Source organism: Spirochaeta thermophila DSM 6578 (assembly GCF_000184345.1).
Taxonomy (GTDB): domain Bacteria; phylum Spirochaetota; class Spirochaetia; order Winmispirales; family Winmispiraceae; genus Winmispira; species Winmispira thermophila.
Map to the genome: position 1 here is coordinate 97,269 of NC_017583.1, position 26,595 is coordinate 123,863.

Annotated in this window: 17 protein-coding genes; 12 read left to right on the plus strand and 5 right to left on the minus strand. The window is 63.0% G+C overall.

The window, feature by feature from the left end; genetic code table 11:
* Positions 1-15: 15 nt before the first annotated feature.
* Positions 16-6,945, plus strand: coding sequence for a FlgD immunoglobulin-like domain containing protein (locus tag SPITH_RS00410; protein WP_041623941.1), 6,930 nt, complete (start codon positions 16-18; stop codon positions 6,943-6,945).
* Positions 6,946-6,970: 25 nt separating this feature from the next.
* Here the strand turns inward: SPITH_RS00410 and SPITH_RS00415 are convergent, their stop codons facing one another.
* Positions 6,971-8,095 (minus strand): carbohydrate binding domain-containing protein, encoded by a 1,125-nt coding sequence (locus SPITH_RS00415; RefSeq protein ID WP_041623942.1) that lies wholly within the window; start codon positions 8,093-8,095, stop codon positions 6,971-6,973.
* A 1-nt stretch (position 8,096) separates the two neighbouring features.
* On the minus strand, positions 8,097-8,561 hold the full coding sequence (locus SPITH_RS00420) for a peroxiredoxin (protein ID WP_014623778.1): 465 nt from the start codon (positions 8,559-8,561) through the stop codon (positions 8,097-8,099).
* A gap of 63 nt (positions 8,562-8,624) precedes the next feature.
* Between SPITH_RS00420 and SPITH_RS00425 the strand changes: the two genes are divergently transcribed.
* From SPITH_RS00425 to SPITH_RS00435, 3 genes are all read left to right on the plus strand, one after another.
* A complete protein-coding gene (locus tag SPITH_RS00425) occupies positions 8,625-9,332 on the plus strand; it encodes an acyl-[acyl-carrier-protein] thioesterase (RefSeq protein WP_014623779.1) in 708 nt (235 codons plus the stop codon).
* 162 nt (positions 9,333-9,494) lie between these two features.
* On the plus strand, positions 9,495-11,390 hold the full coding sequence (locus SPITH_RS00430; RefSeq protein ID WP_014623780.1) for a methyl-accepting chemotaxis protein: 1,896 nt from the start codon (positions 9,495-9,497) through the stop codon (positions 11,388-11,390).
* A complete protein-coding gene (locus tag SPITH_RS00435; protein ID WP_014623781.1) occupies positions 11,356-12,240 on the plus strand; it encodes a glycosyltransferase family 2 protein in 885 nt (294 codons plus the stop codon). Before SPITH_RS00430 ends, SPITH_RS00435 begins: the two co-directional genes overlap by 35 nt.
* On the opposite strand, the gene SPITH_RS00440 is transcribed toward SPITH_RS00435, so the two are convergent.
* Complete coding sequence (locus tag SPITH_RS00440; protein ID WP_014623782.1) at positions 12,208-13,062, minus strand: UTP--glucose-1-phosphate uridylyltransferase; 855 nt, start codon at positions 13,060-13,062, stop codon at positions 12,208-12,210. The two genes, SPITH_RS00435 and SPITH_RS00440, sit on opposite strands and share 33 nt — an antisense overlap.
* A 127-nt stretch (positions 13,063-13,189) precedes the next feature.
* On the opposite strand from SPITH_RS00440, the gene SPITH_RS00445 reads away from it, so the two are divergent.
* Both SPITH_RS00445 and SPITH_RS00450 read left to right on the plus strand, forming a co-directional pair.
* Positions 13,190-14,290, plus strand: a complete 1,101-nt coding sequence (locus tag SPITH_RS00445; protein WP_014623783.1) for an ATP-binding response regulator — start codon at positions 13,190-13,192, stop codon at positions 14,288-14,290.
* Between the two features lie 21 nt (positions 14,291-14,311).
* The gene (locus SPITH_RS00450) at positions 14,312-14,992 is read left to right on the plus strand and encodes a hypothetical protein (RefSeq protein WP_014623784.1); all 681 of its coding nucleotides are present in this window, start codon (positions 14,312-14,314) and stop codon (positions 14,990-14,992) included.
* A gap of 11 nt (positions 14,993-15,003) precedes the next feature.
* On the opposite strand, the gene SPITH_RS00455 is transcribed toward SPITH_RS00450, so the two are convergent.
* Complete coding sequence (locus SPITH_RS00455; RefSeq protein WP_014623785.1) at positions 15,004-16,008, minus strand: tRNA dihydrouridine synthase; 1,005 nt, start codon at positions 16,006-16,008, stop codon at positions 15,004-15,006.
* Positions 16,009-16,061: 53 nt separating this feature from the next.
* Here SPITH_RS00455 and SPITH_RS00460 point away from each other — a divergent pair, with 53 nt between their 5' ends.
* The 6 genes from SPITH_RS00460 to SPITH_RS00485 are packed head-to-tail and all read left to right on the plus strand — an operon-like array spanning position 16,062 to position 24,192.
* Positions 16,062-18,251, plus strand: coding sequence for a methyl-accepting chemotaxis protein (locus SPITH_RS00460; RefSeq protein ID WP_014623786.1), 2,190 nt, complete (start codon positions 16,062-16,064; stop codon positions 18,249-18,251).
* A gap of 13 nt (positions 18,252-18,264) precedes the next feature.
* Entirely contained in the window at positions 18,265-19,926 is a 1,662-nt protein-coding gene (locus tag SPITH_RS00465; RefSeq protein WP_014623787.1) for an adenylate/guanylate cyclase domain-containing protein, read from the plus strand.
* Between the two features lie 33 nt (positions 19,927-19,959).
* Positions 19,960-21,051, plus strand: a complete 1,092-nt coding sequence (locus SPITH_RS00470; protein ID WP_245523411.1) for a hypothetical protein — start codon at positions 19,960-19,962, stop codon at positions 21,049-21,051.
* 17 nt (positions 21,052-21,068) lie between these two features.
* Entirely contained in the window at positions 21,069-21,992 is a 924-nt protein-coding gene (locus tag SPITH_RS00475; protein ID WP_014623789.1) for a hypothetical protein, read from the plus strand.
* Positions 21,983-23,164 (plus strand): hypothetical protein, encoded by a 1,182-nt coding sequence (locus tag SPITH_RS00480; protein WP_014623790.1) that lies wholly within the window; start codon positions 21,983-21,985, stop codon positions 23,162-23,164. The genes SPITH_RS00475 and SPITH_RS00480 overlap by 10 nt, the downstream gene beginning before the upstream one ends.
* Positions 23,158-24,192: a hypothetical protein gene (locus SPITH_RS00485; RefSeq protein WP_014623791.1), complete on the plus strand. Its 1,035-nt coding sequence runs from the start codon at positions 23,158-23,160 to the stop codon at positions 24,190-24,192. The genes SPITH_RS00480 and SPITH_RS00485 overlap by 7 nt, the downstream gene beginning before the upstream one ends.
* A 7-nt stretch (positions 24,193-24,199) precedes the next feature.
* Here SPITH_RS00485 and SPITH_RS00490 read toward each other — a convergent pair whose 3' ends face one another.
* Positions 24,200-26,593, minus strand: a complete 2,394-nt coding sequence (locus SPITH_RS00490; protein ID WP_014623792.1) for a coiled-coil domain-containing protein — start codon at positions 26,591-26,593, stop codon at positions 24,200-24,202.
* Positions 26,594-26,595: the final 2 nt, after the last annotated feature.

A 26,595-nucleotide genomic window follows, 5' to 3' on the forward strand; every position in this document is an offset into this window, starting at 1 on the left:
GCTATACTGGTACTGGTGAGAGTACTACGTGCGTTCCTCGATGGATTCCGCCGAAAAGGGCTTTTCTGTCTCCTCCTGCTGATGGGGTTCGGCAGTGGGACGCTCTTCGGCCAGAGCGCCATCCCGGCCCAGAGCGGGAACTATTTGCAGGTCACGGGTACTCCCCAGAATGGGGATGAGGACCCCTACATGGTGCTCTTCTACGAGGTGCCGGATACCATCACGAGCACGCTCTACTTCGCGGTGGAGCATCCGGGCCTAAGCGGTGCAGCGCCCGACCAGGGGACGGGGGGGACGTGGGAGTTCTTCCTGGTGGGTGGGGCGGGGGCCCTCACCCAGTCGAGGATGCTCAACTTCGCGAACGATACCGAGGTGCTCGCCGGGACCGTGCTCTCCACCATCCAGGCCACGAACGAGACCGGATGGGTCTACTTCGACGGTGTGCTCCCCTCCCAGGGGGAACACATCGGCAACAGGTACTACTTCAAGATCGTGGCGAAAGCTCCGAATGGAAACAAGAACGGCTTCAGGTGTGATGTGTCGTATTCCAATTCCGGCACCCCCACGGGGGATTCGAGTATCAGGGCCTTTGCCTATGTGTGGACCCTGGCCCTGCTCGACAACGTGGGTAGGCTCTGGGACCTTTACCCCTTTGTGCCGGACAGCGCAGGCCCCACCGATACCATCGACTACAAGAACTGGGACATGGACGGGGGGGCCGATACCCTGGCCGCGTGGGACAAGAGCGGGAATCCCCTCACCGCGCCTACTCCCTCCGGGGATGGCGCTACCTGGCCCGATGATGTGGCGACCACCTCGTACACCATAGGCTCGGAGACGAACGGGACCTGGCATCTCCAGATCACGGAGGGGAATGGAGGGGAGCCCGCTATCAACACCTCGCTCTTCTGGTTCACCCTCAACGACACCACGGCCGACGACACCGACGTGCCCTTGAGGGCCTACTCGGCGCCTTATACCCCCCCGGCCCCCGACCACGTGGTGATCTCGCCAGACGCTCAGACCGTCCAGACAGGGCAGACGGCGTCGCTCACCCTCCAGATCGTCGATGCCTCCGGTAGCCCGGTGCCCTACGTGCGGAACCTCTACGTCACGGTCTCGGGGAGCGCGACCATTTCACCCGACAACAACGGTACACCCCAGACCGAGCTCCTTACCACCTCATCCGACGGGATCGCCACCTTCACCGTGACCGATGGGAGTGCGGAGACCGTCACGGTGACGGTCTACTGGGACGGTACCGGTGGTTCGGATTCGTTCGGCACCTCATCGTATGCCACGGCGACGGTGGATGTGGCGGCCTCGCTCCCGCCGGTGATCTCGAGTGCCGCGAACACCACCATACCCATCGGTACAGGCCCCTATGCCCTCGCCGATGTGACGGTCACCGATGTGAGCGGGGGGCAGGTGACCGCAGCGAATGGGATACGGATACGGCTCGGGGGAGGGCTCTCGGCCCAGTTCGATGCCGCGGTGGTAAGCCTTACTACGAGCGGGACTGCGGTCTCCAACGGGAGGGTGGCGAATCCGGTGACCCCTACCTATGAGTCCGGGAACACGGTGGTGTTCATTCCTGTGCTGGTCGATTTTTCGGCAGGGGAGTCTGTGACCATCTCGGGCCTCGCCCTGGACAGCGCGACCCTCTCGCCTTCTTCGGGGTACCTGGAGCTCTCGGTGGACGGGGGGACGACCTGGGTGAGTGTGGACGACAAGGTGATCGTGCTCCAGGGGAGCTCCTATGTCTGGGACGGGGATACGAGCACCTCCTGGACCGACGGCAACAACTGGCAGGGAGGAGTGGCCCCTCCTGATGACGGAACCGCTGAGATCACCCTTCCGGCCGGGTGCACGTACTACCCCCAGCTCGTCTCGGGCGAGAGTCACACCGTGGCCCAGGTGGTGGTGACGACTGGCGGGAGCCTCACCCTGGATGCAGGCTCGAGCCTCGCGGTGAACGGGGGCCTCCAGGACGACGGTGCGGTGACGGTTTCAGGAACGCTCACGGTGAGCGGCCTTCTCACGGTGACGGGGAGCCTGGAGGTGCAGGGTGGTGGATCGGTCAGTGCCGGCACGGTCTCCTCTGGTGGCACGATCCAGAGCGCGGGCGACATCACCACAGGAGACTTCACGAGCACGGGGAGTTTCACGAGTACGGGGGTGAACACCATCACCGCCTCCGGGGATGTCTCGATAAGCGGGACCTTCTCGGATCCTTCGGCCCGGTGCACCCTCACCATGTCGGGCCCGTCGACGAGCCTCACCTCCTCGCAAGCTCTGGGGAACCTCGTCCTCTCGGGGACCGCCTCGGTGGGCCTGGGCTCTTCCCTCTCGCTCGCGGGGGGCCTTTCGGTGCCCCCAGGCACCACGCTGGATGCGGCGGGGTTCGATGTGGATGTGGCGGGCACTGTTACGGTGGGAGGGATGTTCGATGCTTTGGGGATCACGCTCACCGTGGGCGGTGATCTCTCGGTCACCGGCACGCTCACCCTCACCGGTGCGACATGCGTACTCGACGGTGCCGGATCTCAGGACGTGACCCTGGGCGGGGCACAGCCTGCCACGCTTCGGGTGGCGAACACGGGTGGAGTGGTGCGGTTCACGGATGCGGTGACCACGGACACCCTCCAGGTGGTGAGTGCAGGAAGTGTCACCTTTGAAGGTGACCTCACGGTGAATACGAGCGCCTCTCTTGCAGCAGCCGGGTACGACCTGGCCTTCAATGCGGGTGCGGGGGGGCAGACCACCTCTTTCCCCGGGGGGATCACCTTCCCCCACACGGGGAGCCTGGGCCTGGGGAATGCGGCGGCCGATTCGTTCCAGGCGGCAGGTATCCTCACCGCCACGGCCTGCTCCTCCGTCCAGCTGGGGGGCACGGTCTCCACGGCCGGAGCCGGGGGGGACGTCTCTCTGGGCGACGCCGACACCCCGGTCACGCTCGCGGCCGACACCACGGTGGATGCCGGGACGGGGGGGGTGACCCTGGGCGGGACGGTGGACGGGGGGTATGTGCTGACGGTGAGTGCGGGTGGTGCGGTGAGTTTTGGAGGGGTGGTGGGGGGAGTGACGGCGCTTGCGGGATTGGATGCAAGTGGGGGGAGCATTGTGGTTGGTGGGGATGTGGTGGCGACGGGTGATGTGGTGATGGGTGGGCCTGTGGTGTTGGGGGCGGATGTGGTGGTGGACACGAGTGGGGGGAGTGGAGATGTGGTGTTTTCCTCCACGGTGGACGGGGGGTATGTGCTGACGGTGAGAGCAGGTGGTGCGGTGAGTTTTGGAGGGGCGGTGGGGGGAGTGACGGCGCTTGCGGGATTGGATGCAAGTGGAGGGAGCATAGCAGTTGGTGGGGATGTGGTGGCGACGGGGGATGTGGTGATGGGTGGGCCTGTGGTGCTGGGGGCGGATGTGGTGGTGGACACGAGTGGGGGGAGTGGAGATGTGGTGTTTTCCTCCACGGTGGACGGCACATGGGCCCTCACGGTGCAGGGGGGTACGGGGAATATTGTCTTCTCCGGCGACATAGGAGGTACCACTCCATTAGGCGCGCTTACCATTGTCTCGGGAGCACAGGTCGATCTTGGCGGATCCGTCTATACCAGTGATGCCGATCTCTCCATCGCTCCTCCTGTACGGCTTACTTCGGCTGCAACAGATGTATGGATAGAACCCGGTACGGGAAACATCACGTTTGGGACTACTGTGGAGGACTCTGGATCGGGTGCGCACAACCTCATCCTCGTAGGAGGGGGGAATCTCACCTTCTCGGGCGATGTGGGGGCTACGAACGAGCCGGCCTACCTCATCCTCGACATTGCGGGGGACATCACCATCTCGGGGAACGTCCGGGCAGGGAACTTCGTGCTCTACAACGGGACCGTGTTCCTCAACGGGAACACCATAGAGACCACCACGGGCGATGTGGTGCTCTTCGGCCCGGCCTACGGTGAGGACGACCCCGAGACCACCCCTGTGGACACCAACTTCCGCTATCCTGACATGGCGGGCCTTGCGGCCGTCTACGACCCGGGCTCCTACGACGGGACCTTCGACGCCGCCTCCCTGGGCGGAAGCACCATCGACGTGGGACAGAATTTCTACGCGAACGGGGTGGATCTTAGCGCCTCCTCGGCCTGGACCCTCGACATACCCGACAACTCCGCCTCGCAGAGGATCGCCTATCCGGTGCCGGGCGGAGCCTACGGCACAGGATCGGGCACGTATGCGGTGGCCTACAACTGCACGGTCGCTTACAGCAACGCCGGACCCGGTGTGGTCTCCGCCTCGACGGGGAACGGGAATACCGACGGGGGAAACAACTCGGGGTGGGACTTCACCCCGCCTGCCATTGGAGCGACGGTGGAAACATTGAGTGACAACGTGCTCCACGTGACCTTCTCGGAGGATCTCGAGAACAGCAACGGCGAGATCACCGCTGCGGTGCAGGCCGGGCTCATACGCTTCCACGACGGGAGCGGCACCTACACCTTCGACGAGGTGTACCAGGATGCAGCCTGCACCATCCCCCTTCCTCCAGGTGACACGGATGAGTTCTACCTCAAGGCGACAGGGCCGAACGAGGCCTGGAACACCGACGCCACGGGAGCTGATCCCGGAGATGCCGACTCCACCGATACGGGTGGCACCCACCGCACCCTCGTTCCTCGTCTCTACATCGAGAAGGGGGCGCTCTTCGATGCCGGGAAGAACCCCATAGGTCCTTATGGCATAAACGGGGGGGGCCCCGACACCTCGGCCGTGGACAAGGCCCCGCCCGTGCTCTACAAGGTGGAGTACGGCAGGGCGGATCCTGCAGCCGCGGCAAATACTGATTACCACGGCCACAACTTCTTCCACCTCTACTACTCGGAGCAGGTGACGATAGGGACTCTTGGGACAGGTGCGGCCAATGAGCGCAGTGAAGACAGCATCACCAACAAGGGCGGCGATATAGAGGACGACGGTGGCACGCATCTCGTCGTCGAGGGATACTTCAGTATCGATTTCGGTGCCCCTGTCTCCATGGAGCGTGGGGTGCGGCCGGGTACGCCGGGTGGGAACAGCTCGAACGCCCTCTACCGCACCCTCCCGGGCCTCATCACCAGCCCCGACCACGAGGTGGTGATCTTCCTCTCGGGCTACCACGACGGCACAGGCTGGCCCGGCTGGCACCGCAACGTCCCCGACCCCGCAGGCGGCACGATCGATGAGGTCTACGATCTCGGTGGACAAATAGAGGATAATTCTCCCGCAAATAATCCCCTCGATACGAGCGTGCTCCCTACCTTTGTCCTCTCGAGTACCGGCTCTTTCGACCTGGACTGGGACGTGGACCCGCCCGCACTCGCGCCGTACACCCTGGCAGCGGGGAGGTACGAGGGCGTCACCATAGATTCCGACTGGAACGGGCGGATCGACAGGATAGACTTCCACTTCCTCGACGACGGTTCGGCTCCCTGGGACTCCTCTACGGATCACCCCGACAGCCAGGGCGGTATACGGGACATCCTCCTCAACTACCCGGGAGATTCCCTCAACGAGCTGGAGGCCTTCATGGTGGGCGAGACCGGCGGGGGGAGTTTCGTCTCCACGTACAACCAGGCGTACGGTACGGGAGTGGACAACAGCCTGTTCGGCGGCAGTATCAGCATTTCTGACGACCCCTACTTCTCCCTCTCGCTCTCCTCCTCTGCGCCATGGGGTCTTCTCACCGACATCTCGGTACGGTACGATCACACCAAGGCCTATCTCACCGATCTCGCGGGTAATCTCCTCGAGGACATCGATCCAGAGGTGCCGATCATAGAAAGGGTGCCTCCCAGGATCGTGTTCTCGCTCGCGCGGGCCGGGGACGACAAGGTGTACCTCAGGTTCTCGGAGCCCGTGTTCGGAGACACCGCGGCCTCCGTGGAGATAGACGCGGCCGATTTCACCGTCACGGGTGCTACTGGGGTCCTCACGGTGACAGGTCTGCAGATCCTCACGCGGTGGCCGGCAAACACCACCGGGGCATGGGAGGCGTACCTCCTCCTCGCTCAGCCGCTCACCGCCGACGACGTGGTGCAGGGTACAGTGCGGGCCAATGCCAACGCGGTCTACGATCCCTCCGGCAATGCCATGGATCCGGCCGATATCTTCCGGATCACGAACGTGGGTTTGGGTGTGGTATCGCCGCTCTGGGCCACCGACGGGGTGCACGCCGACGAGGTGGGGGGCTCGTCCCTCAGGGGCTTCGACGGGTCGGGGGCTCTTCTCCCCAGGGATATCACCCTGCAGGCCAGGATACTCGCCCCGTCGATCTCCGGGGATGCCATGCTCCTGGTCTACGACGTGGATCCCGATGCCTCGTACTACATGACCACCGACGAGTACAACCGTACCACGTTCCCTGATATGTGGTGGCCGGTGAGCCTTCCCGGGCTCAAGAACACCGCCAACACCGAGGCGAGGACCGTCTCGCCCTTCTCCTCCCAGGGGGCGCTCCGCACTTTCCTCATCCCGGGAACCGATCCCGAGATGAGGGAAGGAGGCACGGTCGAGTTCCTCTTCTATATCGACAACCTCTACTGTGCCCGGCTCACCGACGAGGACGACCCTCGCACCATCGCGCCCTGGTCGTTCGGCCTCTCAGGCCTCAAGGAACAGCGGGCAGGGGTGACCATCCTCAACAACGTGATCAACCCCACACAGGGCGAGGTGACGGTGGTGAACTACCGGCTCTCGCGGGCCGGCATGGTCACCATCCAGGTCTTCGCCCTGGACGGGTCGCTCGTGCGAACCCTGCAGCGGGGAGTCCAGGGACCGGGTGCGTATACCGTGGCGTGGGACGGTCGAAACGGGAGCGGCCGGGTGGTGGCACGGGGTCTCTACTTCATCCGGGTGGTGGGGCCCGGCATCGACGAGTACCGCAAGGTGATGGTGGTGAAGTGAGGGCCGCCCGGGGAGAGCGACTTCCCTAGTCCCGCACCAGCTCGAGTCGTGGGCGGGCGACGAGGATGCTGCCCGCGTCCATGGTGAGGGGGGAGGAGGGGTCCGAGGCCGAGATGCAGATCTGGAGCACCGGGTCGTCCGGGTCTGTGGGAGATATGGTGAGGTGCTCCTCCACCGAGACCTCGACCCAGCCTGTATCCCAGCTCGGCTCGGCGGGGACGGCGTGGATATACCCGTTGTCGATGAAGGTGCCGGTCTGGGGGTCGTAGAGGGTGTTGATGCGCACCGCGATCCTGGAGGCGGGGAAGACGTTGTCGGTGCCGGCCTCCGGGTCCTGCCGGACCATGAACGAGAGGCGGTAGGTGCCGGAGACGAGGTCGAGCGGGGTGTCCCCCGAGGCCCTGAGGGAGAGGCGGGCCCGGATGGGTGGATCGTCGAACCTGAGGATCTTGAAGTCGTCTATGAGGATGGTGGCGGCGTTCGAGTTCTGGGACAAGCTCCCTATGAGTATACGGTGGGAGGTGAACGAAGGATCCCGCTGGAAGAGGTTGTCCTGGTTGTCGGGATCCCCGGCATCGGGGAAGGAGTTCGTGATCCCGGAGGAGGACACGAAGGTCGTGAAGCGTCGGGGCGAGTCCACCGTGTCGTTGTACTCCACGGGGAAGTTTGAGCCTGGAACCTGATAGAGAAAACGCAAGAGGTAGCTTCCTTCTGCAAAGGCGTCGGAAAGCACAGCCGTTGCATCGATGTATGCATAGTCGGTCGAGGGATCCGATATGTCCACTTTGAGGGACCCCGTGCCGTTGAGGGGGGTGGTGTCCTCTCTCGTGAGCCCGACGCTGCCGCCGTTCGACCACGGCGAGACCCCCGAGGGAACATCCTCGAAGTCGCCGTTGGACAGGAGGTTGCAGGTGCGGAGCCTGTAGGCGTTCTCCCCTTCGTACTGGACCGTGGGCTCTTCCTCCCACCGCATATAGGTCCCTGTGCCATCATCGGCGGCCCACTCAGAGAAGGGGATACTCTCCAAGAGGTTGACCCCCTCATAGGGAGCGAGGTAGTCCTGGAGCGAACAGGAACTCAGCCCCACGAGCAGGGCTGCCCACATCAGGAGGGAAAGTTGTGACACCGGAGCATGTCTCACCCTATTCATTCTACTCCATCCGGGAGAGGATCTCCAACACCTCGCGCGCGTGCTCCTCGGGCCGCACGTCGGGGAACACCGCCCTGATCACGTCGTGCTCGTCGATGATATACGTACACCGTCGCACTCGTGCTTTCTCCTCGCCCTTCACCTTTCGGGTCGTGAGGGCTTCGTAGGCCCGGATCACCTTTTTCTCCGGATCGCTCAGGAGGAAGAAAGGAAGGTCGTACTTGGTCTTGAACGAGGCGTGGGAGCGTACCGAATCGGGGCTTATCCCTATGACGATGGCCCCTGTGGCGAGAATGGTCTCGTACGTGTCCCTGAAGCCGCACGCCTCCTCGGTGCAGCCCGGGGTGTTGTCTTTGGGATAGAAGTAGATCACCTTCTTCTTGCCGGTAAAATCGGAGAGACGCCGCACCTCCCCATTGTCGTCGGGAAGGGCGAAGTCGGGGGCTTTCTCTCCCTCTCGTAGCATGGTATCCTCCTCATATAAGGATATCGGTTTTTTCCTGAAAAAACAAACCGACGAGGCACAGCCATGAAGTATGCGGAGCGGTTCGTGGTGCGTTCGTACGAATCCTGCGGAAAGGGGTTCCTCAGACCTGACGCCCTCGCAGGTTACTTCCAGGAGACCGCGTGGAAGAGTGCGGAAGAGCTCGGGTTCGGTTACCGCGCCGTGGTGGAGCACGGGTGGGCGTGGGTTCTTTCGCGCCTCCTCGTGCGTTACGAGCGAGTCCCCCGGTGGGGGGAAGAGGTGGTGGTGACGACCTGGCCGCGCCCCTCTGAGGGGATCTTCGCCTGCAGGGACTACCTGGTGGAGGATGGAGAGGGTCGCGTGTGTGTGAGGGCCACGAGCCGCTGGCTGCTCCTGGATGCCGCTTCCCGTAGACCGGTCCGCCCTGAACGGCTGGTGAGAATGGGGCTTCTGGAAGAGGCTGCGGTCGAGGAGGCGCCACGCAAACTGGGAGCAGAGGAAGGCCTCAAGGAAGCAGCGATGGTGATCGCAGGATATGTGGATGTGGACCCCAACGGCCACGTGAACAACACCCGCTACATCGGTTGGTGTACGACGGGGTTGGTGCGTGAAGGGGAGCGGCCTGAAGCATGGAGAGAATTCCACGTGAACTTCGTGGGCGAGGCCCACGAGGGGGATGCGTGCGCAATATGGGTCGGCGATGGAGCTGCGGAGATCAGAAAGGGGGAGGTGGCGCTCGCGAGGATGAGGGTGGAACGCGGATCGCCGTGAGGAATGTGGGCGGGTTTCCTGCAGTGCGTGAATTTTCCTGTAGAATATAGTATTCTTTATGTGTTCGCTTCGACGGAAGGATATGACCCGATCGCAAGGGAGGCTTCCATTGAGGTTGATCCAATGACGAGAGAATTCGACCACTTGGTGAGGTGACGGAAGATGCGATTACGTACCACGCTCCTCTTCATCATCGGGGCGCTCCTCGCGGGGAGCATCCTTTCCATCTTCATCTTCCGGGCGGGGATGCGGCGTCTCGAGGACGCCTCCGGGTTCGGTATCCAGATGGAACGGGCCGTCGGCCAGTTCTACCAGTACAGCAACGCCGTGAGAATGACGATGAGCCAGGAGGCGGGAAGCACCACGCTCGTACAACTCATGTCACTCTGGGATCTCGCGGAGAACTCGTTCGAGCGGGAGCTTTCGCTCCTCACCGGTCATCCTGGAAAGGCCCTCATGGACGAATCCCTACGGAGCAAGGTCGAGGGCTCGTACGGGCTCTGGAAGAACACCGTGGAGCGGATGCGCCCCACCAAGGAGACGGTGCGCACGCTCTCGAAAGATCCCTCCCTCCCCGCCCAGTACAAGCGGGGGCTCTACGTGCTCTACGCCCGTCTCATCCTCGAAGAGGGGCAGGATGCCCGGGTTGCCGAGCTCCACGACATCATCACCGAACTCCAGGACAACCTCAGGACCCTCGACAACCAATTGGGGGCCGAGCTGCAGAACCTCTCGAAAGAAGTGCAGGACAAGGTGGCGCTCCTCGTACGACAGACCCAGATCTCGGTGATCGTGTCCATAGGATTCGTCCTTCTTCTCGTGAGTCTGCTCATCGCCCGGATCCTGGTGGTCCTCTCCCGCCGCATCCGCCGGGTGGAGCACGTGCTCAACCAGGTGAACAACAGGGACCTCACGGTCCGGGCCGACCTCAGGGGAAGGGACGAGTTCGCCGAAATGGCCTCCTACATCAACACCGTGCTGGATGCCCTGCAGGGTTTCTTCTCCTCGGTTCGGGCGACGGTGGCCCATCTGAACGAGCTCCGACTCGCCTTTGCGCATACCTCGAGCCAGACCGTGGCCGCGGTGACCGAGATCAATCGGAACCTCGATTCCCTGAGCACCGCCTTCCGTCGCGTGCTCGACGAACAGGCCGGTCCGGCGGTGGAGGAGGTCGAGAAGATCCACCGGGCCATCGCCGACCTCTCGCAGGTGGTCTCCCACCAGCGTGAGAACGTGGAGACCATCACGAGTTCCATCGAGGAAGTGAACGCCTCGATCCAGAGCGTCACCCGACTCCTCGAGGAGCGGGTGGCCCGTTTCGACCAGGTGAGAGAGATGGTGCACCGCGGAGGGGCCTTCCTCTCCTCGGCGAACGATGCGGTCGAGGAGATAGGGACGGCCATCTCCAACGTCATGGAGATCATCGGGATCATCAACACCGTGGCAGCCCAGACCAACCTTCTCTCTCTCAACGCCGCCATCGAGAGCGCCCACGCAGGCGACGCGGGGCGCGGTTTCGCGGTGGTCGCGGAGGAGATCAGGAAACTGGCCGAGGCCACGGCGGGGCACGCCTCGAGGATCACCGCCACCCTCAGAGAGATGCACGAGAAGGTGGACACCGCCACTCGCACGAGTCGTGAGAGCGTGCAGGTCTTCGACTCGGTGGTGAAGGAGATCGACGAGTCCGTGCTCGCCCTCAACGAGGTGGTGGCGAACGTCACGGAGATGGCGAAGGGGGGTGCACAGGTCCTCGGGGGAAGCCAGGAGGTGTCCCGGGACGCCCGCCTCATCGACGAGCGGATGAAGGACGTCTCGCGTGGTGCCGACGTACTGCGGGGCTCCATCCAATCGGTGTACAGCCTCTCGGAGGACGTCCTTCGAGGGCTCACCGAGATAGAAGGAGGGGCGCGCGAGATACTCCAGGGCGCCTCGGAGATCGAACGGCTTGCCCGGGGTACGTCCGAGTACGTGGAACGTCTCTCCGGCATGCTGGGCGAGTACGTGCTCGAGGGGAGCGGGGACGATGCCTCTGGTGAGCGTGGTCATCCCGGTCCATAACAGGGCTTCCTTGCTGGAGGAGGCCCTCGCCTCCGTGGTACGCCAGACCTGGCGCGATCTGGAGGTGATCGTGGTCGACGACGGGTCCGAGGACGGGAGCGCCGAGGTGGGGGAGCGCCGGGGGGCCCGAGTGGTGAGGATGGCGCACTGCGGCCGGCCGGGGAAGGTGAGGAACGTGGGGGTGGAACATGCGAGGGGGGATCTCGTCGCCTTTCTCGACTCCGACGACCTGTGGGAACCCGAGAAGCTCTCACGTCAGATGGCGGTCTGGGAAGGGCGCGCGGGTGAGGGTATCCCTCTCGTCCATGCCCGCGAGGTGTGGATGAGGAAGGGACGGATCGTCTCCCAGGCCGGGCAGGTGCACAGACGGGAGGGGGATGTATTCCCCTGGGCCGTGAGGAAGTGCATCATCGGCCCTTCCACGGTCCTGATGGAACGACGCGTCTTCGAGGACCTGGGCGGTTTCCGGGAAGACCTGGAGATCGCCGAGGACTACGAGTTCTGGCTCAGGCTCACCGACAGGTATCCCGTGGCCTACCTCGACGAGCCTGTGGTGGTGAAGCGGGCGGGAGACTGGGAACAGCTTTCGGAGAAGTACGGGCACATCGAGGTCTTCAGGATCATGGCCCTCAAGCCCCTCGTGGATGAGGACGTGTTCCTCCCCGAACACAGGGGGGTGGCCCGGGAGGAGCTCCTACGGAAGTGCGAGGTGCACGCCCGGGGGGCTCGCAAGCGGGGGAGGATGGAGGAGGCGGAGCGTTTCCTCTCGTGCGTCGAGGCCTACAGGAGGGGAGAGAAGAGGGCCCCGGATCCCTGGTCAGGTCTTGTCGAGGAATCCGACGTGCCGTGAGATCCACCGTCTCAAGGGTTCCCGAAGGTCGTCCCGGGTGAGGGCGTAGTCGAGGATCGCCTCGAGGTAGCCGGACGGTTCCCCGGTGTCGATTCGTTTCCCTTCCACGCGTTTGTGAACGACCTTTCCCTGGGCCATGAGGCGCCGCAGGGCGTAGAGGTGGTAGTATTCACCTCCGGTGTGCGTCTTCCATCCCTCTTCGAGGAGGGGGAACACGTCGGGCGTGAAGAGGTACCTTCCGATGGAGATCTCGCGACTCGGTTCCGTGCCGGGTGCGGGTTTCTCCACCATGTCTTCCACGTGAAGACCGTCTGATGCAAGTTTGAGCACGCCGTACCGGGAGAGGTCGGGAGGGTCGTGTATGCTCGCAAGGACACAGCAGCCCGTCTCCCGGTAGGTCTTGATGAGCTGGGCGGTGAGGGGTGGGTTCCCGAAGTGGAGGTCGTCGGGGTAGGCCACCACGAAGGGCTCGTCACCGATGAAGGGTCTGGCACAGAGCAGGGCGTGACCCGTGCCCCTCATCTCCTGCTGGCGCACGATGAAGACGTGGGCTCGGGGTGGGGCGATGCGGTCGAGGAGGCCCGGCTTCCCTGCCCGTTCCAGAGCGAGCTCGAGCTCGATTTCCCTGTCCAGGTAGTCTTCGAGGGCCTTTTTCCTGCGCGAGGAGATGACGAGGATCTCGTCGACCCCGGATGCGGTGAACTCGTCTATGATGAACTGGAGGGAGGGGATGTCGACGAGAGGGAGGAGCTCCTTGGGCACGGTCTTGGTGGCGGGAAGGAAACGGGTGCCGTAGCCGGCCGCGACGATGACGCCTTTCATGATGTGGTTATACCAGGTTGGACCGGGGGACGCAAGTGCGTGTGGGAAATGGGGATGGAAAACTGGAAAGGGATCATGGGGTGTACTAGAATGGTGATAGTATACTGTCTCGACAAGGAGCCTTGCGGTGTCAGAGGGACGCATAATGGTGGTGGAGGACGATATCCTCACGCTCTCGTTCCTCGTGAAGCTCTTCGAGCGGCGGGGGTTCGAGGTGGAAGGGGTGCCTTCGGGGGGAGAGGCGGTCCGTCGGGTGGAGGAACTCGGGGAGTTCGATCTCGTGCTCCTCGATATCGTGATGCCGGGCTTGAGCGGGGTGGAGGTGTGCGAGCTCATCAGGGAGCGGTATCCCATGTTCAGGTTACCCGTTCTCTTCCTCACGGCCCTGGCTCAGCCGTCCGAGGTGGCACGGGCCCTCGAGGCCGGCGGGAACGACTACATCGTGAAACCGCCGCAGGAGGACGAGCTCTTCGCCCGGGTGCGGAACCTCATCCGGCTCAAACGGGCGGTGGAGGAGAACGAAGAACTCCAGGAGCTCCTGAGACTCAAGGAACGGCTCTTCAACCTGGTGGCTCACGACGTGAAGGTTCCCGCCTCGAGCATCCTCCAGGCGGCAGCCCTGCTCAGGGAAGGGGTTCCGGCGGGGCTGGAGCGGTATCTCTCGGGGATAGAGGAGGCGGCGGGTCGGATCCTGGGTCTGGTGAAGGGGTTTCTGGGGTATGCGCGGGTGCGGCGTCTCGTGGATCTGGAGAGAGGAGCGCCGGTGGACCTTTCGGTGCTCCTCCTCCAGGTGGTCCAGCGATGGAAGGATCGGGCGAGGGCGAAGGGGGTGGGCGTGGCCTATGGGTTCGACCGGGGGCGCCCCTGGACGGTGCGGGGCGACCCCCTGCTCCTCGAGGAGCTCATGGACAACCTGGTGGGCAACGCGGTGAAGTACACGTATCCCGACACCCTGGTGCGGGTGATGCTGGAGGAGCGGGACGGCAGGGTGCGATTCGCGGTGGCCGACGAGGGGCCGGGGGTGAAGGAGACCGACAGGGAGCGGATATTCCAGGAGTTCGTGTCGCTCTCGAGGGAGGGAGGAATGGGGCTCGGGCTCGCGCTGGTGCGGGAGGTGGCACGGCTGCACGGGGCGAGGGTGGGGGTGGAGGATGCGGAGGGGGGTGGGGCGGTCTTCTGGGTGGAGTTCGAAGGGACGGTTGAGCGGGACCGAGAGGATGGGCTATGATCAGGGGAAGGAGGTGGCGGTGTGAAGAAGGTGCTGGGTCTCGTGATGCTCGGGGGGATGCTCGCCCTCGGAGGGTGCAGGGTGGAGGTGGATCTGGTGCTGGGGGGCCAGGGGGCGCGGGGGGTGGGGAGGGTGGTGGTGGATCCCATACTCCTCGCCTACTGGAAGGACCTCCAGGTGGAGGAGGCCCCCCTCTTCGACCTCGCACGTCTGCAGTCCACGGCCGCACGGTATCCGGGGTTTCGGTTCGTCTCGCTCGATCCCGAAGGGGAAGGGGTGCTCTCCTTCTCCTTCGAAGTGGAGGAGGTGCGCAGGTTCCTCGCCTCTCTGGAGAGGGATGAGGTGGCGGGGTCGGCCATGGACAGGGGGTTGAAGATCAAGGCGGACAGGGATCTGTTCGTCTGGATCTTCTCGCTCGTACTGGGAGACGAGGAGACCGCCGAGCGGCTCCTCCCGCCTCCCGCGCTTTCGCCTGAGGACATGCGGGCCTACTTCCACTGGGTCTTCGAGGAGTATGCCACGCCGCACGAGGTGAATCTCATGTTGGACGGAGCCGCACTCGTGCTCAGGGTGAGTGCAGATGCCCCTGTGGCAGCGGTGAAGGGGGGCGTTCGAGAGGGACAGGATGCCGCGGTCTTCACGATTCCCTTTTTCCCCCTTCTCGCAGGGGAGGAGAGGGAGTACGAAATCTCCTGGGAGTGACGTGCCGCCTGTCACTTCTCTTCGTGGACGATCTCTTCCGGATGCCGTTCGAAGTACGCGGATAGCAGGCGTTCCATCTCCGTGAGGGAATCGGCCTTGAGGAGCTCGGAGAGGAGCGTGTGCCCGAAGAAGAGGTTCCTCGTGTAGTACCTGAAGAATCTCCTCGCCCTGGAGAGGTGGAACTCGGGGGGTTGGTGGCGGGAGAGAAGCTCCAGGAAGGAACGGGCGGTCTCCTCGAGATTCACGGTGAACGGTCCTCCCCCTCCTCGTTCCCGCGACCTGAGGTAGGCGAAGAACCACGGGGCCTCCACGGCCTTCCGTCCGATCATGATGCCTGCGAGCCTCGGTAGCTCCTCCCTCTTCTTCCGGTACACATCGAGGGAGGTGATGTTCCCGTTTCCCACCACGGGTATCGGGATCTCCTCGAGGAGAGGAGGGATGAGGTCCCAGCGCGCGGGTCGGTCGTGTTTCTCCTTGAGTCCCTTGGGGTGTACGGTGATGAAGGAAAGGCCCTGCTTCGCGAGCCTCTGAAGGAAGAGGATGAATTCCTCGAGAGGGAGGGACTCCGGGATGCGGATCTTCACGGAGAGGGAGAGGTGAGGGGGGAGGAGCCTTCGGACTTCCCCCACGAGGCGTACGGCCTCTTCTCCTCTGAGGAGCCATCCCGCTCCGCCTCCCCGCTTGCGTATCTCGGGGGCGGCGCATCCCATGTTGATATCCACCCCCAGGATCGGGTGCTCCGCGAGGATCCCGGCCGCCTGTACGAGGGAGTCCATGTCGTACCCCACGAGCTGGACGATGGTACGCGACGGGTCCGGAGAGAAGTCGAGATAGAAACGTTCGTAGGGTCCCTTCGAGAGGAGCCCGGGAGCGCTTATCATCTCCGTGGCGTAGACACTGCAGCCCCCCCATGTATGGATGAGGGTCCTGAATCCGGAATGGGTGAGCTCCGCCATGGGGGCGAGGAAGAGGGGGAATTCGCCATTAAGCGGGAACAGGGAAGGATTTGTTTGCATCTTGTCCCCCTTTCTGCTACTATAAGAATTGTGACTTTAGTAAGGAGAAGGGAATGCTGCAAGTAGGGCTGCTCGTTGCCGGTATCGTGGTTGGAGGGGGGATGGCCTTCTTCCTGCTCAAGGGGAGGATGGGGAAAGGGGTAGGGAACACGATGCGTCTTCTCTCGGTGGTGGAGGATGCCCTGGAGGAGATCTCTCAGGGGAACCTCGAGACATCGATCCGACTGTCGAGGGACGGAAATCTCAAGGCCACGCCCGGGCCTCTCAGGCCGATCCAGACCCGCCTCTTCAGGGTGGTCCGGGAGGTCAACAGGATCACCGGAGAGCCGCTCCACCGGGTCTTCTATGTGGGGAGCGATCTGTTCCTGGAGGGTATTACCTGCGCAGAGGACATCGGCGGCAGACTCGGCGGGAGAGGCAAGGTGGCCCTCTTCGCCCGTTCTCCCCGCCATGTGGGAAACATGCTCAGGGTCCAGGGGTTCCGGAACATCTCGGGCCTGAGGTTCCCCGATCTCGAGATCCTCGGTCCGTTCTTCACCGGAGGTACGGTGGAGGATGCCGTGAGGTCGGTTCGGGAGGTGCTTCGCGCTCATCCCGACGTGGCGGCCGTCTATTGCGCAGACGAGACGTCGCCCGAGGGTGTGTGCAGGGCCGTGAAGGAGTCGGGGAGGAAGGATCTCTATCTGGTGGTACACGAACTCCGGGATGCCCTCATCCCCTATTTCGAAGACGGGACCCTCGACGTGGCCATGGACCAGGATCTCTTCTTCCAGGGCTACAATACGGCGGTGCACCTCTTCAACTACGTGGTCCATTCCTGGAGGCCCGCCTCTTCGCACATCCCCACCACGGTGGACCGGGTGACGAAGGAGAACTTCAGAGACTTCTGGGAACCCGGCAAGGGGGTGAGGATCTCAAAGGAACGTCTCGCACGGAGGGCCGAGCCCCTGGGGCCGTCGGACAGACCGGTGAAAATCCTGTTCATAGGAGACGAGCGGTACGAGGTCTTCGAGCAGATCAAACAGGGGGTCTCCCAGGTGGCCGGGGTCCTCTCCGGTTACAACGCAGAGGTGGAGTGGGCGTGTCCTCCCGCCCACCGGGTGAGGGGAGGGAAGATGCTCTCCGCATACGAACTCATCCCCTACATCAAGGAAAAGATCGCCGAGACCTCTCCCGACGCCCTCGCGGTCACCGTGAAGGACCGCAGGATCTTTCCCTTCCTCAACCACCTGGCGCATGAGGGGCTCCCCATCGCCACGTACAACACCGAGCCCCTCACGGTTCGAGGACTGCTCTACGGTATCTCCGAGACCGCACAGGATCTCTTCGGTCTCAGCACGGTGCTCGCCCAGGGAACGGAGGAGTCGGATCTCGCCATGAGGGAGATCCAGAGCGCCATCACCGAGGTCGCCGAGAGCGTGGAGTCGCAGCAATCCACGGTGCAGAAGGGTGCCGAGGCGGTCTCGCACCTCATGGGGTCCATCCAGCGTGTGAGGGAGGGCGTGGACAGACAGGTGGAGGCGGTGGATGCCTCCAGCGCCCTGCGCGGGGACCTGCGGGATGCGGTGCGCACCCTCGGCCACCAGGTGGACAGACTCACCCACGTGCGGGAGAAGATGAGCGAAGTGGTGGGGAGGATGGAGGAACTGGGCGGGTTCTCGCAGACCATAGGAGAGGTGGTGGCTTCCATAGAGAACGTGGCGGTGCGTACGAACCTGCTCGCCCTCAATGCAGCCATCGAGGCCGCACATGCGGGGGAAGCGGGGAAGGGCTTCGCCGTGGTGGCGGAAGAGGTGAGAAAACTCGCCCAGCAGTCGGGGGTGGAGAGTTCAAGGATCGCGCAGATCGTTGCCCAGATACAGGAGCAGGTGGGCCTCACCGCAGCCTCCATGGAGGAACTCTCCGGCGAGATACAGGAGCAGATGGGGAGCCTCTCGTCGCTCATGGAGAGCTTTCAGGTCCTCATCGGGAAGTTCCTCGATTCGGTGGAGCGGGTCTCCGAAGTGATAGAGGAGAACAAACGGCAGGCCGACCTCATGGATCGGGACGCCCAACAGGTGAACACCATGATAGACGAGGTGGTGGCGGTGAGCGAGCAGAACCGGGCCGCCACGGAGGAGGTCTCGGCCGCCATCCGGGAGCTCTTCGCCCAGATGGGGAGTATCCGGGACATGGCCCGTCAGCTCGCCGGTACGGCGCAAGCTCTGAAGGGTGCCATCGTCCAGTTCATGTCCTGGAGGTAGGAGTGAGGTTCGCGTGAGCATACGGATAAAGGTGGTGCTCGTCATCATCCCCATCCTCGTGCTTTCGCTCTTGATGGCGGGGCTCTCTTCATACTTCTTCGCTACATCCGGTATCACCAGGATCGCGCGGGAGTTCCTCGGCTTCAAGGCCGAGGAGCTGGAGAAGTACATGCTCACACAGTGGCAGGTGCTTGTGGAGAGCGGACTCTCCGACAGGCCCGAGATGCGGTCTGCCACGCAGGAGGGGATGGCCTCGTTCGCCGCCACCCTCATAAGGAGCACCACTGAGCTCATCCTCGCCGTCGACGGAGAGGGTGCGCTCGCCTTCTCCACTTCTCCGGTGGAGCTGGCTCCGGAAGACTGGGGGAAGATACGGGAGGTCTTCGAGGCCGGGAGGGCGGAAGGGTTCTTCACCCTCAGGCTGGGGGATACGGAACGCGTGGGAAGGGGATTCTTCTTCGAACCCTTTTCCTGGTATGTGGTCCTCACCGAGGCGCGGACTACCTTCTACCAGGATGTGGAGAAGATCACCACCCAGACGATCTACATCGTGGCGGGAAGTATCCTGTTCGCCTCGCTCCTCGTGTTCTTCTTCGTAGGGTATCTCCTGCGCCCCCTGTCCCGTGTGGTCTCCACCATGCAGGGGATCATCGCTTCCACCGATCTCTCCCAGCGGGTGCCGGTGGAATACCACGACGAGATAGGTGAGCTCTCACACACGTTCAACTTGATGGTGGAGGGACTCGATCGGGCCTATACGAGCATCAAGAACTATGCCATGGATGCGGTGGTCGCCAGACGCAACGAGATGAAGATTCGAAACATCTTCCAGAAGTACGTACCGCAGGACATCATCGATCAGTTCTTCGAACATCCCGAATCCATGCTGGTGGGCGACAACCGGGTGCTCGCGGTGCTCTTTTCCGATATCAGGAGCTTCACCACCATCTCCGAGGGTATGCCCCCCGACGAGCTGGTCGAGGCCCTCAACCGCTACTTTGCGCTCATGGTGGACATCATCACCGCCCGCAACGGGATCGTGGACAAGTATATAGGCGATGCGATCATGGCCTTCTTCGGTGCCCCGGTGAAGCGGCCGGACGACGGATACAACGCCGTGCTGGCTGCGATAGAGATGACGGAAAAGGTGAAGGAGTTCAATCAGAGGCAGGTCGAGGAGGGGAAGCCCGAGTTCCGGATAGGGGTGGGTATCAACTACGGCCTCGTCACCGTGGGCAACATAGGGTGTGAGAAGAAGATGGACTACACGGTGATCGGGGATATGGTGAACCTCGCCTCCCGCCTGGAAGGACTCACGAAGTACTATCATCAGGAGATCGTCATCTCGGAGAGTCTTTTCCGGAAGGTGGAGGGGAAGCTCCCGGTGAGGCTCCTCGACACCGTGGCGGTGAAGGGGAAGCACCGGGGGGTGCGCATCTACACGGTGAAGCGTGAGCTCTCACCACGGCAGGGGGAGATCTGGAAGCTGCACAACGAGGGGATGGAGCTCTACTATACCCGAAGGTTCGACGAGGCCGCGGTGCTCTTCCAGCGGATCCTCGAGCTCGATCCTCAGGACTATCCCGCGCAGATGCTCTCCAAGCGGTGCAGGCTCTATGTCGTGGAACCGCCTCCTCCCGACTGGGACGGGGTGGAGAAGATGCTGGTGAAGTGAAAAATCCGCGAGGACGTACTATACTTGAGTGTGATGGACATGCGTAAGGCCCTGCCGACGATAGTGGGGATGCTCTGGGGCGTGGCCGTCCTCTCCGCCGTGCCCCAGGTCAGGCTCGAAGACCCCGTGGTGGAGGATCTGGATTTATCCCCCGAACTCGTGGTGAAGGCCCTCGTCGCTTCGTTGGAGGCGAGAGAGGTGCTGGTGCAGGATGATGCGGGCTACGTGCTCACCACCAGGATGTGGGGCGGCGGGAGACGGGGCGTGGTCTCGCTCCGGCTCTACGTGGAAAAAGGAGAGACGAGGAGTCTCGTGGCGGCCGTGGTGGCCTCCTTCCCTCTCAACCTCTCCTTCTACGCCGAGGTGGACAGGGCCGTGGAGGACCTTCTGTCCCGGTGGCTGAGCCGGTTCCCGGAGGTGGCTGCCCCTGAGGATGCGGTCTTTCCGGTGGAGGTGAGGGGGCCGGACGAGGGAGCGGTGGTGAAGGTAGGGGATGTGGTGCTCGGCACCATCGAGGAGGGGGTGCTCGTGGGGGATCCGTTCAGGGTGGTGCTGGGAAGCAGGGTGAAGCTCACCGTGGAGAAGGAGGGCTACTTCCCGAGGGATGTGGAGGTGGTGATCGAGGAGAGTCCCGTGGTGGTGGAGCTTCCGCCCCTTCCCAGACAACATCGCTTCGAGGTGGGGGTCTTCAGCACGCTTGGCCAACTCAAGGGGGCGGGGGTGGAGGGACGATGGTACGCCCTGCCGGATCGGGTCTTCGCAGGGCTCAGGGACTACGTCTACGCCGAGGGGGGCGGCCGGTGGTGGATGCCTGAGGTGGTGGTTCGCAACCAGAGTGAGTTAGTAGTAGGGGCGTACCTCGTGGGAGGGGTGAGCTCGACCGTGCGGCTGTGGATGGAGAGTGGTATCGGAGGGTACCTCTCGTTCGTGGAGGGCGTGCCGTTCGATCTCTACTACCACCTCATCGGGTTGGGGGTGGAGTGGGTGGTGGTGCCCGGGTGGACCCTGTATGCACGCACCGGGTACGACTATGCCGCGGGTACCGGTCTCCTCCCTCAGGGCTCGATCTCCCTGTATCCAGAGGGAGGACCCGCACTTTCATGTGGAGTGGGATACCGATGGTAGGAATTGGACGTTCGTCTATGGTATGGGGACTCCTGGTCTCTTTCCTGCTCGTGACGGGGTGTTCGCTCTTCGAGCTTTCCCGTTTTCCGTTCTACGACCGGTGGGCCGAGGAGAGCACAGACCTCGGGGAGTATCTGGAAGACTTTGGTGCCACTCCGTTCTATGAACACTACGAGGCGGTCTTCGCGGTATCGGACGGGCCCTCTTCGAGGTATGTCGTGTTCGGGATACGGGAGAAGAATGGGATGAGGGGGAGACTCTTCGTGATGGACGGAGAGCTTGGCATAAAACGTGTCCTGGAGACCGAGGACTTCCAGGAGCCCGAGAGGCTCTACGACACGCCTTTCGTGGATGCCTCGAACAAGGTGGTGTTCGGGGATTACTGGATCGATCCCGAGGGGAGCGGGGATCCCAAGCTGATCGAGGGAGGGAGGGGGTTCTGGGGGGAAGAGGGGGGAAGCCTCTACAACTACAGGCTGTGGGGGGACGAGGCCTCTCTCAACATAGAGGTAAGGGATCGCAACTGGGAGACTCTTACCACGTACACCCTGCCGTTCGAGTGGGACGTACGAGACGGATGGAGGGTGAAGGATCACGTGGTCTTGGAGTGCGGGAAAGAAGGTGCGCGCCGTTTCCTCTTACTGCCGTTCGATTCGTATCAATCATGGTCCACCCCTCTGTTCGACCACTATCCATGGTTTCCCCTTCCCTTCGAAAACTACGACAGCGTGGTCTCGGTGACCGAGGAGGGTATCCTCGTCTCGAAGTGGGAGGAGGACGTGCGCATCCACGAGCGGTACAACCTTGAAGGTGAGTTCGTGGACTCTACCGAGATGCCGTGGGACTACGAGGTGTTCTGGGCCTATGCCCCTGCGGGGGATGCGCTCTACGTCTTCGATCCCGTGGTCGAGAAGGTCTTCCGGGGGCCGGTGTGGTGGTGAGAAGCAGGCTTCGTCGGCTGGGTGCCGTGGCTCTCTTTTTCGTCCTGGGGAGCGGCATGTGGGCGCTGACGGTGCAGGTGGCCGTTTACATGGATCCTGAAGGGCACGAAGCCGCCATCTGGTATGAAGAGACACTCGCGCTTCTCACCTCCTACTCGTGGGTGGTGGTTGAGGAGGTCGGTTCTGTTCCTCCCGACTGGCGTGACGATGCGAAGCGACGGGGCGCCGCGGCGGCGCTCCTCATCACCGCGGAGGGTGGAGCCCTCCGGTACCGCGCCTACCGGTTCGACACAGAGGAGGAAGTGTTCGACTTTCGAGTGGATACGGCCGTTTCTTCGCCTCTGGTGGTGAAGGCCCGACTGTCTGCCCTCAAGGAAGCCCTGGAGAGGTTCGATGCCCGGTTCAGGGGTATGCGTGATCTGGCCACAAAGGGTGAGGGGAGACTCGTCGTGGAGGCGGTGCCGGGGACGCTCCTCGAGGGGATCTTCACCGATCCGGTGGAGGTGGGGGAGGAGGGGGTGATACGGTTCAGGTTGCCTGCTCCTTCCACCTACGTGGTGAGGGGGACGCGGGAGGGCTACACCACCGAGGAGATGGTGGCCGTGCTGCGGGTGGGGGAGGAGACGAAGGTACGGCTCCCGCAGGAGCGGGTCGTGGGGTTTGTCACCGGCGTGAACCTCCAGTACTTCCAGTTCCCCGGGTTCTCGGTCATGTACGAGGTGGTCCCCGACTGGTTCTCGGCGGGAGGGGGGGTGGACTGGTACGGCGCGGGGCTCTACCTCCCCGAGCGTCCGTGGGAGAGTGACCGGCAGGCGGGCTTCGTCTCCTTTGCCCTTATCGAGCCCTGGGTCGGCCTGCGGACCACCTTCATTCGATGGAGGAGCGGGATCTCCCTTTTCGGTACCATGCGCGTGTTCCTCCGGGTTGTGTACCCCGAGGGGCAGTGGGCGATCGATCCGGTGGCTCCGGGCGGTGTGGTCCTCGGAAGCGGGATCAGGTTGCCGCTTTCCCGAAGGTGGGCGATGGTGGTGGAAGGGGGTCTCACCGCCTACATGACGAAGAATCGACTGTTGTTCTACGAGATGTTGGGGGAAGAGGCGGAACGGGCGGAGGACATCGCCAGGAGTATCTTCCGGCCGGGGATGAAGGCAGGAGTGGAGGTGACATGGTGACAATGAGGTATAGGTTGTGGGTGGGCCTTTTCTCTCTGTCGGTGCTCACGGGATGTGTGCTTCCGCCGTACGACGAGAATCTCCTCCTCACCCTCTTCACCCTCGATGGAAGGCTGGAGAAGGTAGGGGAGACGGGGGTCGTGGGGGTCCCTTGGGATTCCTCCTACGAGAACCTCGCGTACTTTCCGGAACGGGATGCGATCGAGAGGGGGGTGGTCCTGATGAAGGGGCGCGACTATGCGCAGGTGAAGTGGATCTCTGGGGACAAAACTCTCATGGATCAGAGTGTGCATCCGGAAGTGACCCGGCTGGTGATGGGTTCCACCAGCGAGGAGCAGGCGGAGGCAGCCCTCCTCTACTACGATGGAGGAGGATGGTGGATCATGCCGGGAGAGAGGAACGGGGAGGCAGTCTCCTGGGGGACTCCCGGTTCCCTCTCTGATCTCTTCTCAGCCACAGGTTACACAGAGTACGGGGCGTTCCTCTCCTTCCAGGGGTCCCCTTCGGAACCGCTGTATGTGGCTCTCCTCTTCGGGGATGGGGCTGGTACCTACTACGAGTATGTGGCTGCCGGGAGTGCGTGGGGGCTTTATTCTTACGATGTGAACCTGGACTTGAGAGGGTTCGGTTCGTCGGATATATCCCTTTCAGGGGTGTCCGGACCAGGAGTCTACCTCTTCGATGTGTTTCGATATGAGAGCCTCTTCCGGGGGCCGGAAGATTCCTCTCTCCATGTGTGGTATGAGGAAGAAGGTGCTCTCCGTGAGGATGATATCGGTGTGGAAGGTGTGCCGCTGGAGGTGACGCCTTCGGGGTACCTCCTCACCTATGAGGAATCGACCGGTGAGTTCCTCGTCTACGATCCCGCGTTCTCGCTCGAGGATCGCTTCTCGGCCGAACGTCTCACACCTGCGGGCTGGTACGAATGGGAGGGGAAAGAGGCGTTCTTCTTCTCCCTTCCCCACATCCTCAAGACGAAAGAGGGGAGTGCGGCCTTCTTCGAGGTATACGCCTATCCTCTTCGCTGATCCCTCATCACTCCAAAATGAGTGTGAGCGCCTCGATGATCTCTTCGAGGAGTGAGCCTTCCTCCGTTTCCCGGGCCTGCTCCTCCAGGAAACGCACCCTCGCCTCACGCGAGGGGAGCACGCTGAGTGCCTCCACCAGATCGATCACCTCGAGAAGCGCCGCCTCCCTTCCCGCCTTCTCGAAGGCCCGGTCGTACTCCTTGATCCGGGCGAGGAGTCCCGGAAACGTGGCTTCCACCTCCGAAGACCCCAGGAAGGTGTCGAGATATGACTTTGCCTCCACCCTTCCCCGTTCGCCGTACCGGCTCAGGAGCTGGTCCTCGGTCCGGGCATAGGTTTCATAGCCTTGACTCAGACTGCTGAGTCGAGCCTCGGCCTTTTCGAGAGTCTCGATTCTGGCCTTGAGGGATTCGAGTTCTTCGTCCGTGGTCGCAGGAGGACGTGCTTCGAGCTCTTCCTGGGCCGCTGTGAGTTGTCGGGTCAGTTCCTGGATCCTCATGGTGAGAGCGTCGTTCTCCTGGGTGAGCCGCTCTATCTCCCTTCGGATTCGTGCTTCCTCCTCCGGCGGAAGGGTGCGCGTCTCCCGAGCCATGCGGTCGCGTTCTTCCTTGAGGCGGGCGTTTTCGGATCTGAGTGCTTCGAGCTGTTCCTCAAGGGACGAGATCTGCTCCGTGAACCGGGCGGCCTCTCTCTCGTGGGCAGTGTTCTCCTGTTCCACCTGCCTGTTGTACGCCCGCATGCTGCGGGTGAGACCCTCGAAGGCCTGCCTCCCCACAGGTGTCTGGGAGAGACGCGAGAGGATACGCGCATAGAATTCCATGGCCGAGGGATAGTCTCCCTCGGCCTCCCGGCTTCGGGCCTGGGCGAGGAGGGTGGATGCGGCATCCTCTCCTTCTCTCTCCACGCGGGAGAGGGCCGTGCGACCCCCTATGTCGAGGAGCGAGGATACGAGGGCCTCCCTCCGAGAGGCGGGAAGCGGGAGATAGGCGAGGGCTTCCCTGTAGGCTGCGAGTGCCTCCTGATGGGATCCCCGCCGGTATGCGTCCTCCGCACGGGAGAGGGCGGTGGTGAGGGCCTCCCTCCGGCGGGTTTCTTCCTCTCTCACCATCTGGAGAAGATAGTCGTGACTCTCCTTGACGGCCGGAAGTGTGCTGAGTGCGGCGGTGTAGAGCTCTTCGGCCCTTGCCGTATCCCCGGAAGAGAGGGCCGTACGGGCTTGGTCGACGAGATTCTCGATCCTCGAGAGGAGACGGCTCTGGGCGAGGAGGGTTGCGGTATCGAGGCGGGTTTGCTGCTCCTGTTCGATGAGCCTGGAGAGGGTTTCCGTGATGAAGATGTCGATCTGCCTTCTGCCCGAGAGGGGGGAGAGGGCGGCTACCCGGGGCTGATTCAGGAGGTCCTGGAGTGTGGTGAGGAACCGGCGGGCGCGTGTGTATTCCTCGTCCTGGATGGCCGATCGTATGTCCCGGTAGAGGCCCAGGATCTGGTTCTCCACGGCCCGCGCCTCCTCCTCCATGCGGGAGAGACGTCCGAGTTCGGCCCTGGCCTCCTCGAGTGCGGTCTGCGCCTCCCGCGTCTGGGCCTGGAGGGCTTCGGTCCTGGCCTCGTACTGCCTCCGCAATTCGGCCTCGTGCTGCTGGAACTCGGTCTGGAGGGCCTCACGCTCCTGCGTGAGGCGGGTGAGGGTACCCTCGTACTCCTGCTGGAGGCGGGTGATGGTCTCGAGGAGACGCTGCCGCTCCGCTTCCGCCTCCTCCCTGAAGCGAGCGAGTTCCTGGTCGAATTCCTGCTGCTTCTGGGCTTCGAACTCGGCGAGCCTGGTCTCTATCTGTTCCTGAGGTACACCGGCCTCCTGAAGCCGCTCCCGCTCTCGTTCCAGTTCGAGGGAGAGTTGCTCCCGGAGCTGGCTCTCTTTCTCCCTGATGCGTTCCTCCATCTCGCTCTGGAGCTGCTCCTGCTGGGCCTGCAGTTCCTGAAGCCGTTTCTGGATCGAAGCTATCTCCTGTTCCTTTGCCCTGAGCTTCTCCTGGGCTTCCCGCTGGATCTCCTGGATGAGCCTGGCCTCCACGGCGTTGATGGTTCCTCTGCCCGAGGCGATCTTCTCCTGCTCCTGTGTGGTGAGGTATCGGAAGCCGATGAAGGCGCCCGCGATGGCGAGGAGTGCCACACAATTGATGAGGAGCGGAAGGAGCACTCCTCTCTTTCTCGCAGTGATACGGAAGGTGGTCTCGTCGACCCGGAGACGCTCCTTTTCGACGATCTCCTCTATCTCTTCGAGGATTTCTTGCTCTTCCTCTTTATTGAGAGTTGAGCGTTTTGTCTCCGAAGGACCGGTTTCCTCCATGATGATGAAGCCACCTTCCGCCCTATAACGTTTCGCCCGTTCGAGAAGCCCGCCCACTT

Coding starts and splice junctions, on each gene's coding strand:
- SPITH_RS00415 (WP_041623942.1), bottom strand. CDS start 8,095: ATGAATAGGGTGAGACATGCTCCGGTGTCACAACTTTCCCTCCTGATG.
- SPITH_RS00420 (WP_014623778.1), bottom strand. CDS start 8,561: ATGCTACGAGAGGGAGAGAAAGCCCCCGACTTCGCCCTTCCCGACGAC.
- SPITH_RS00425 (WP_014623779.1), top strand. CDS start 8,625: ATGAAGTATGCGGAGCGGTTCGTGGTGCGTTCGTACGAATCCTGCGGA.
- SPITH_RS00430 (WP_014623780.1), top strand. CDS start 9,495: ATGCGATTACGTACCACGCTCCTCTTCATCATCGGGGCGCTCCTCGCG.
- SPITH_RS00435 (WP_014623781.1), top strand. CDS start 11,356: ATGCCTCTGGTGAGCGTGGTCATCCCGGTCCATAACAGGGCTTCCTTG.
- SPITH_RS00440 (WP_014623782.1), bottom strand. CDS start 13,062: ATGAAAGGCGTCATCGTCGCGGCCGGCTACGGCACCCGTTTCCTTCCC.
- SPITH_RS00455 (WP_014623785.1), bottom strand. CDS start 16,008: ATGCAAACAAATCCTTCCCTGTTCCCGCTTAATGGCGAATTCCCCCTC.
- SPITH_RS00460 (WP_014623786.1), top strand. CDS start 16,062: ATGCTGCAAGTAGGGCTGCTCGTTGCCGGTATCGTGGTTGGAGGGGGG.
- SPITH_RS00470 (WP_245523411.1), top strand. CDS start 19,960: ATGGACATGCGTAAGGCCCTGCCGACGATAGTGGGGATGCTCTGGGGC.
- SPITH_RS00475 (WP_014623789.1), top strand. CDS start 21,069: ATGGTATGGGGACTCCTGGTCTCTTTCCTGCTCGTGACGGGGTGTTCG.
- SPITH_RS00485 (WP_014623791.1), top strand. CDS start 23,158: ATGGTGACAATGAGGTATAGGTTGTGGGTGGGCCTTTTCTCTCTGTCG.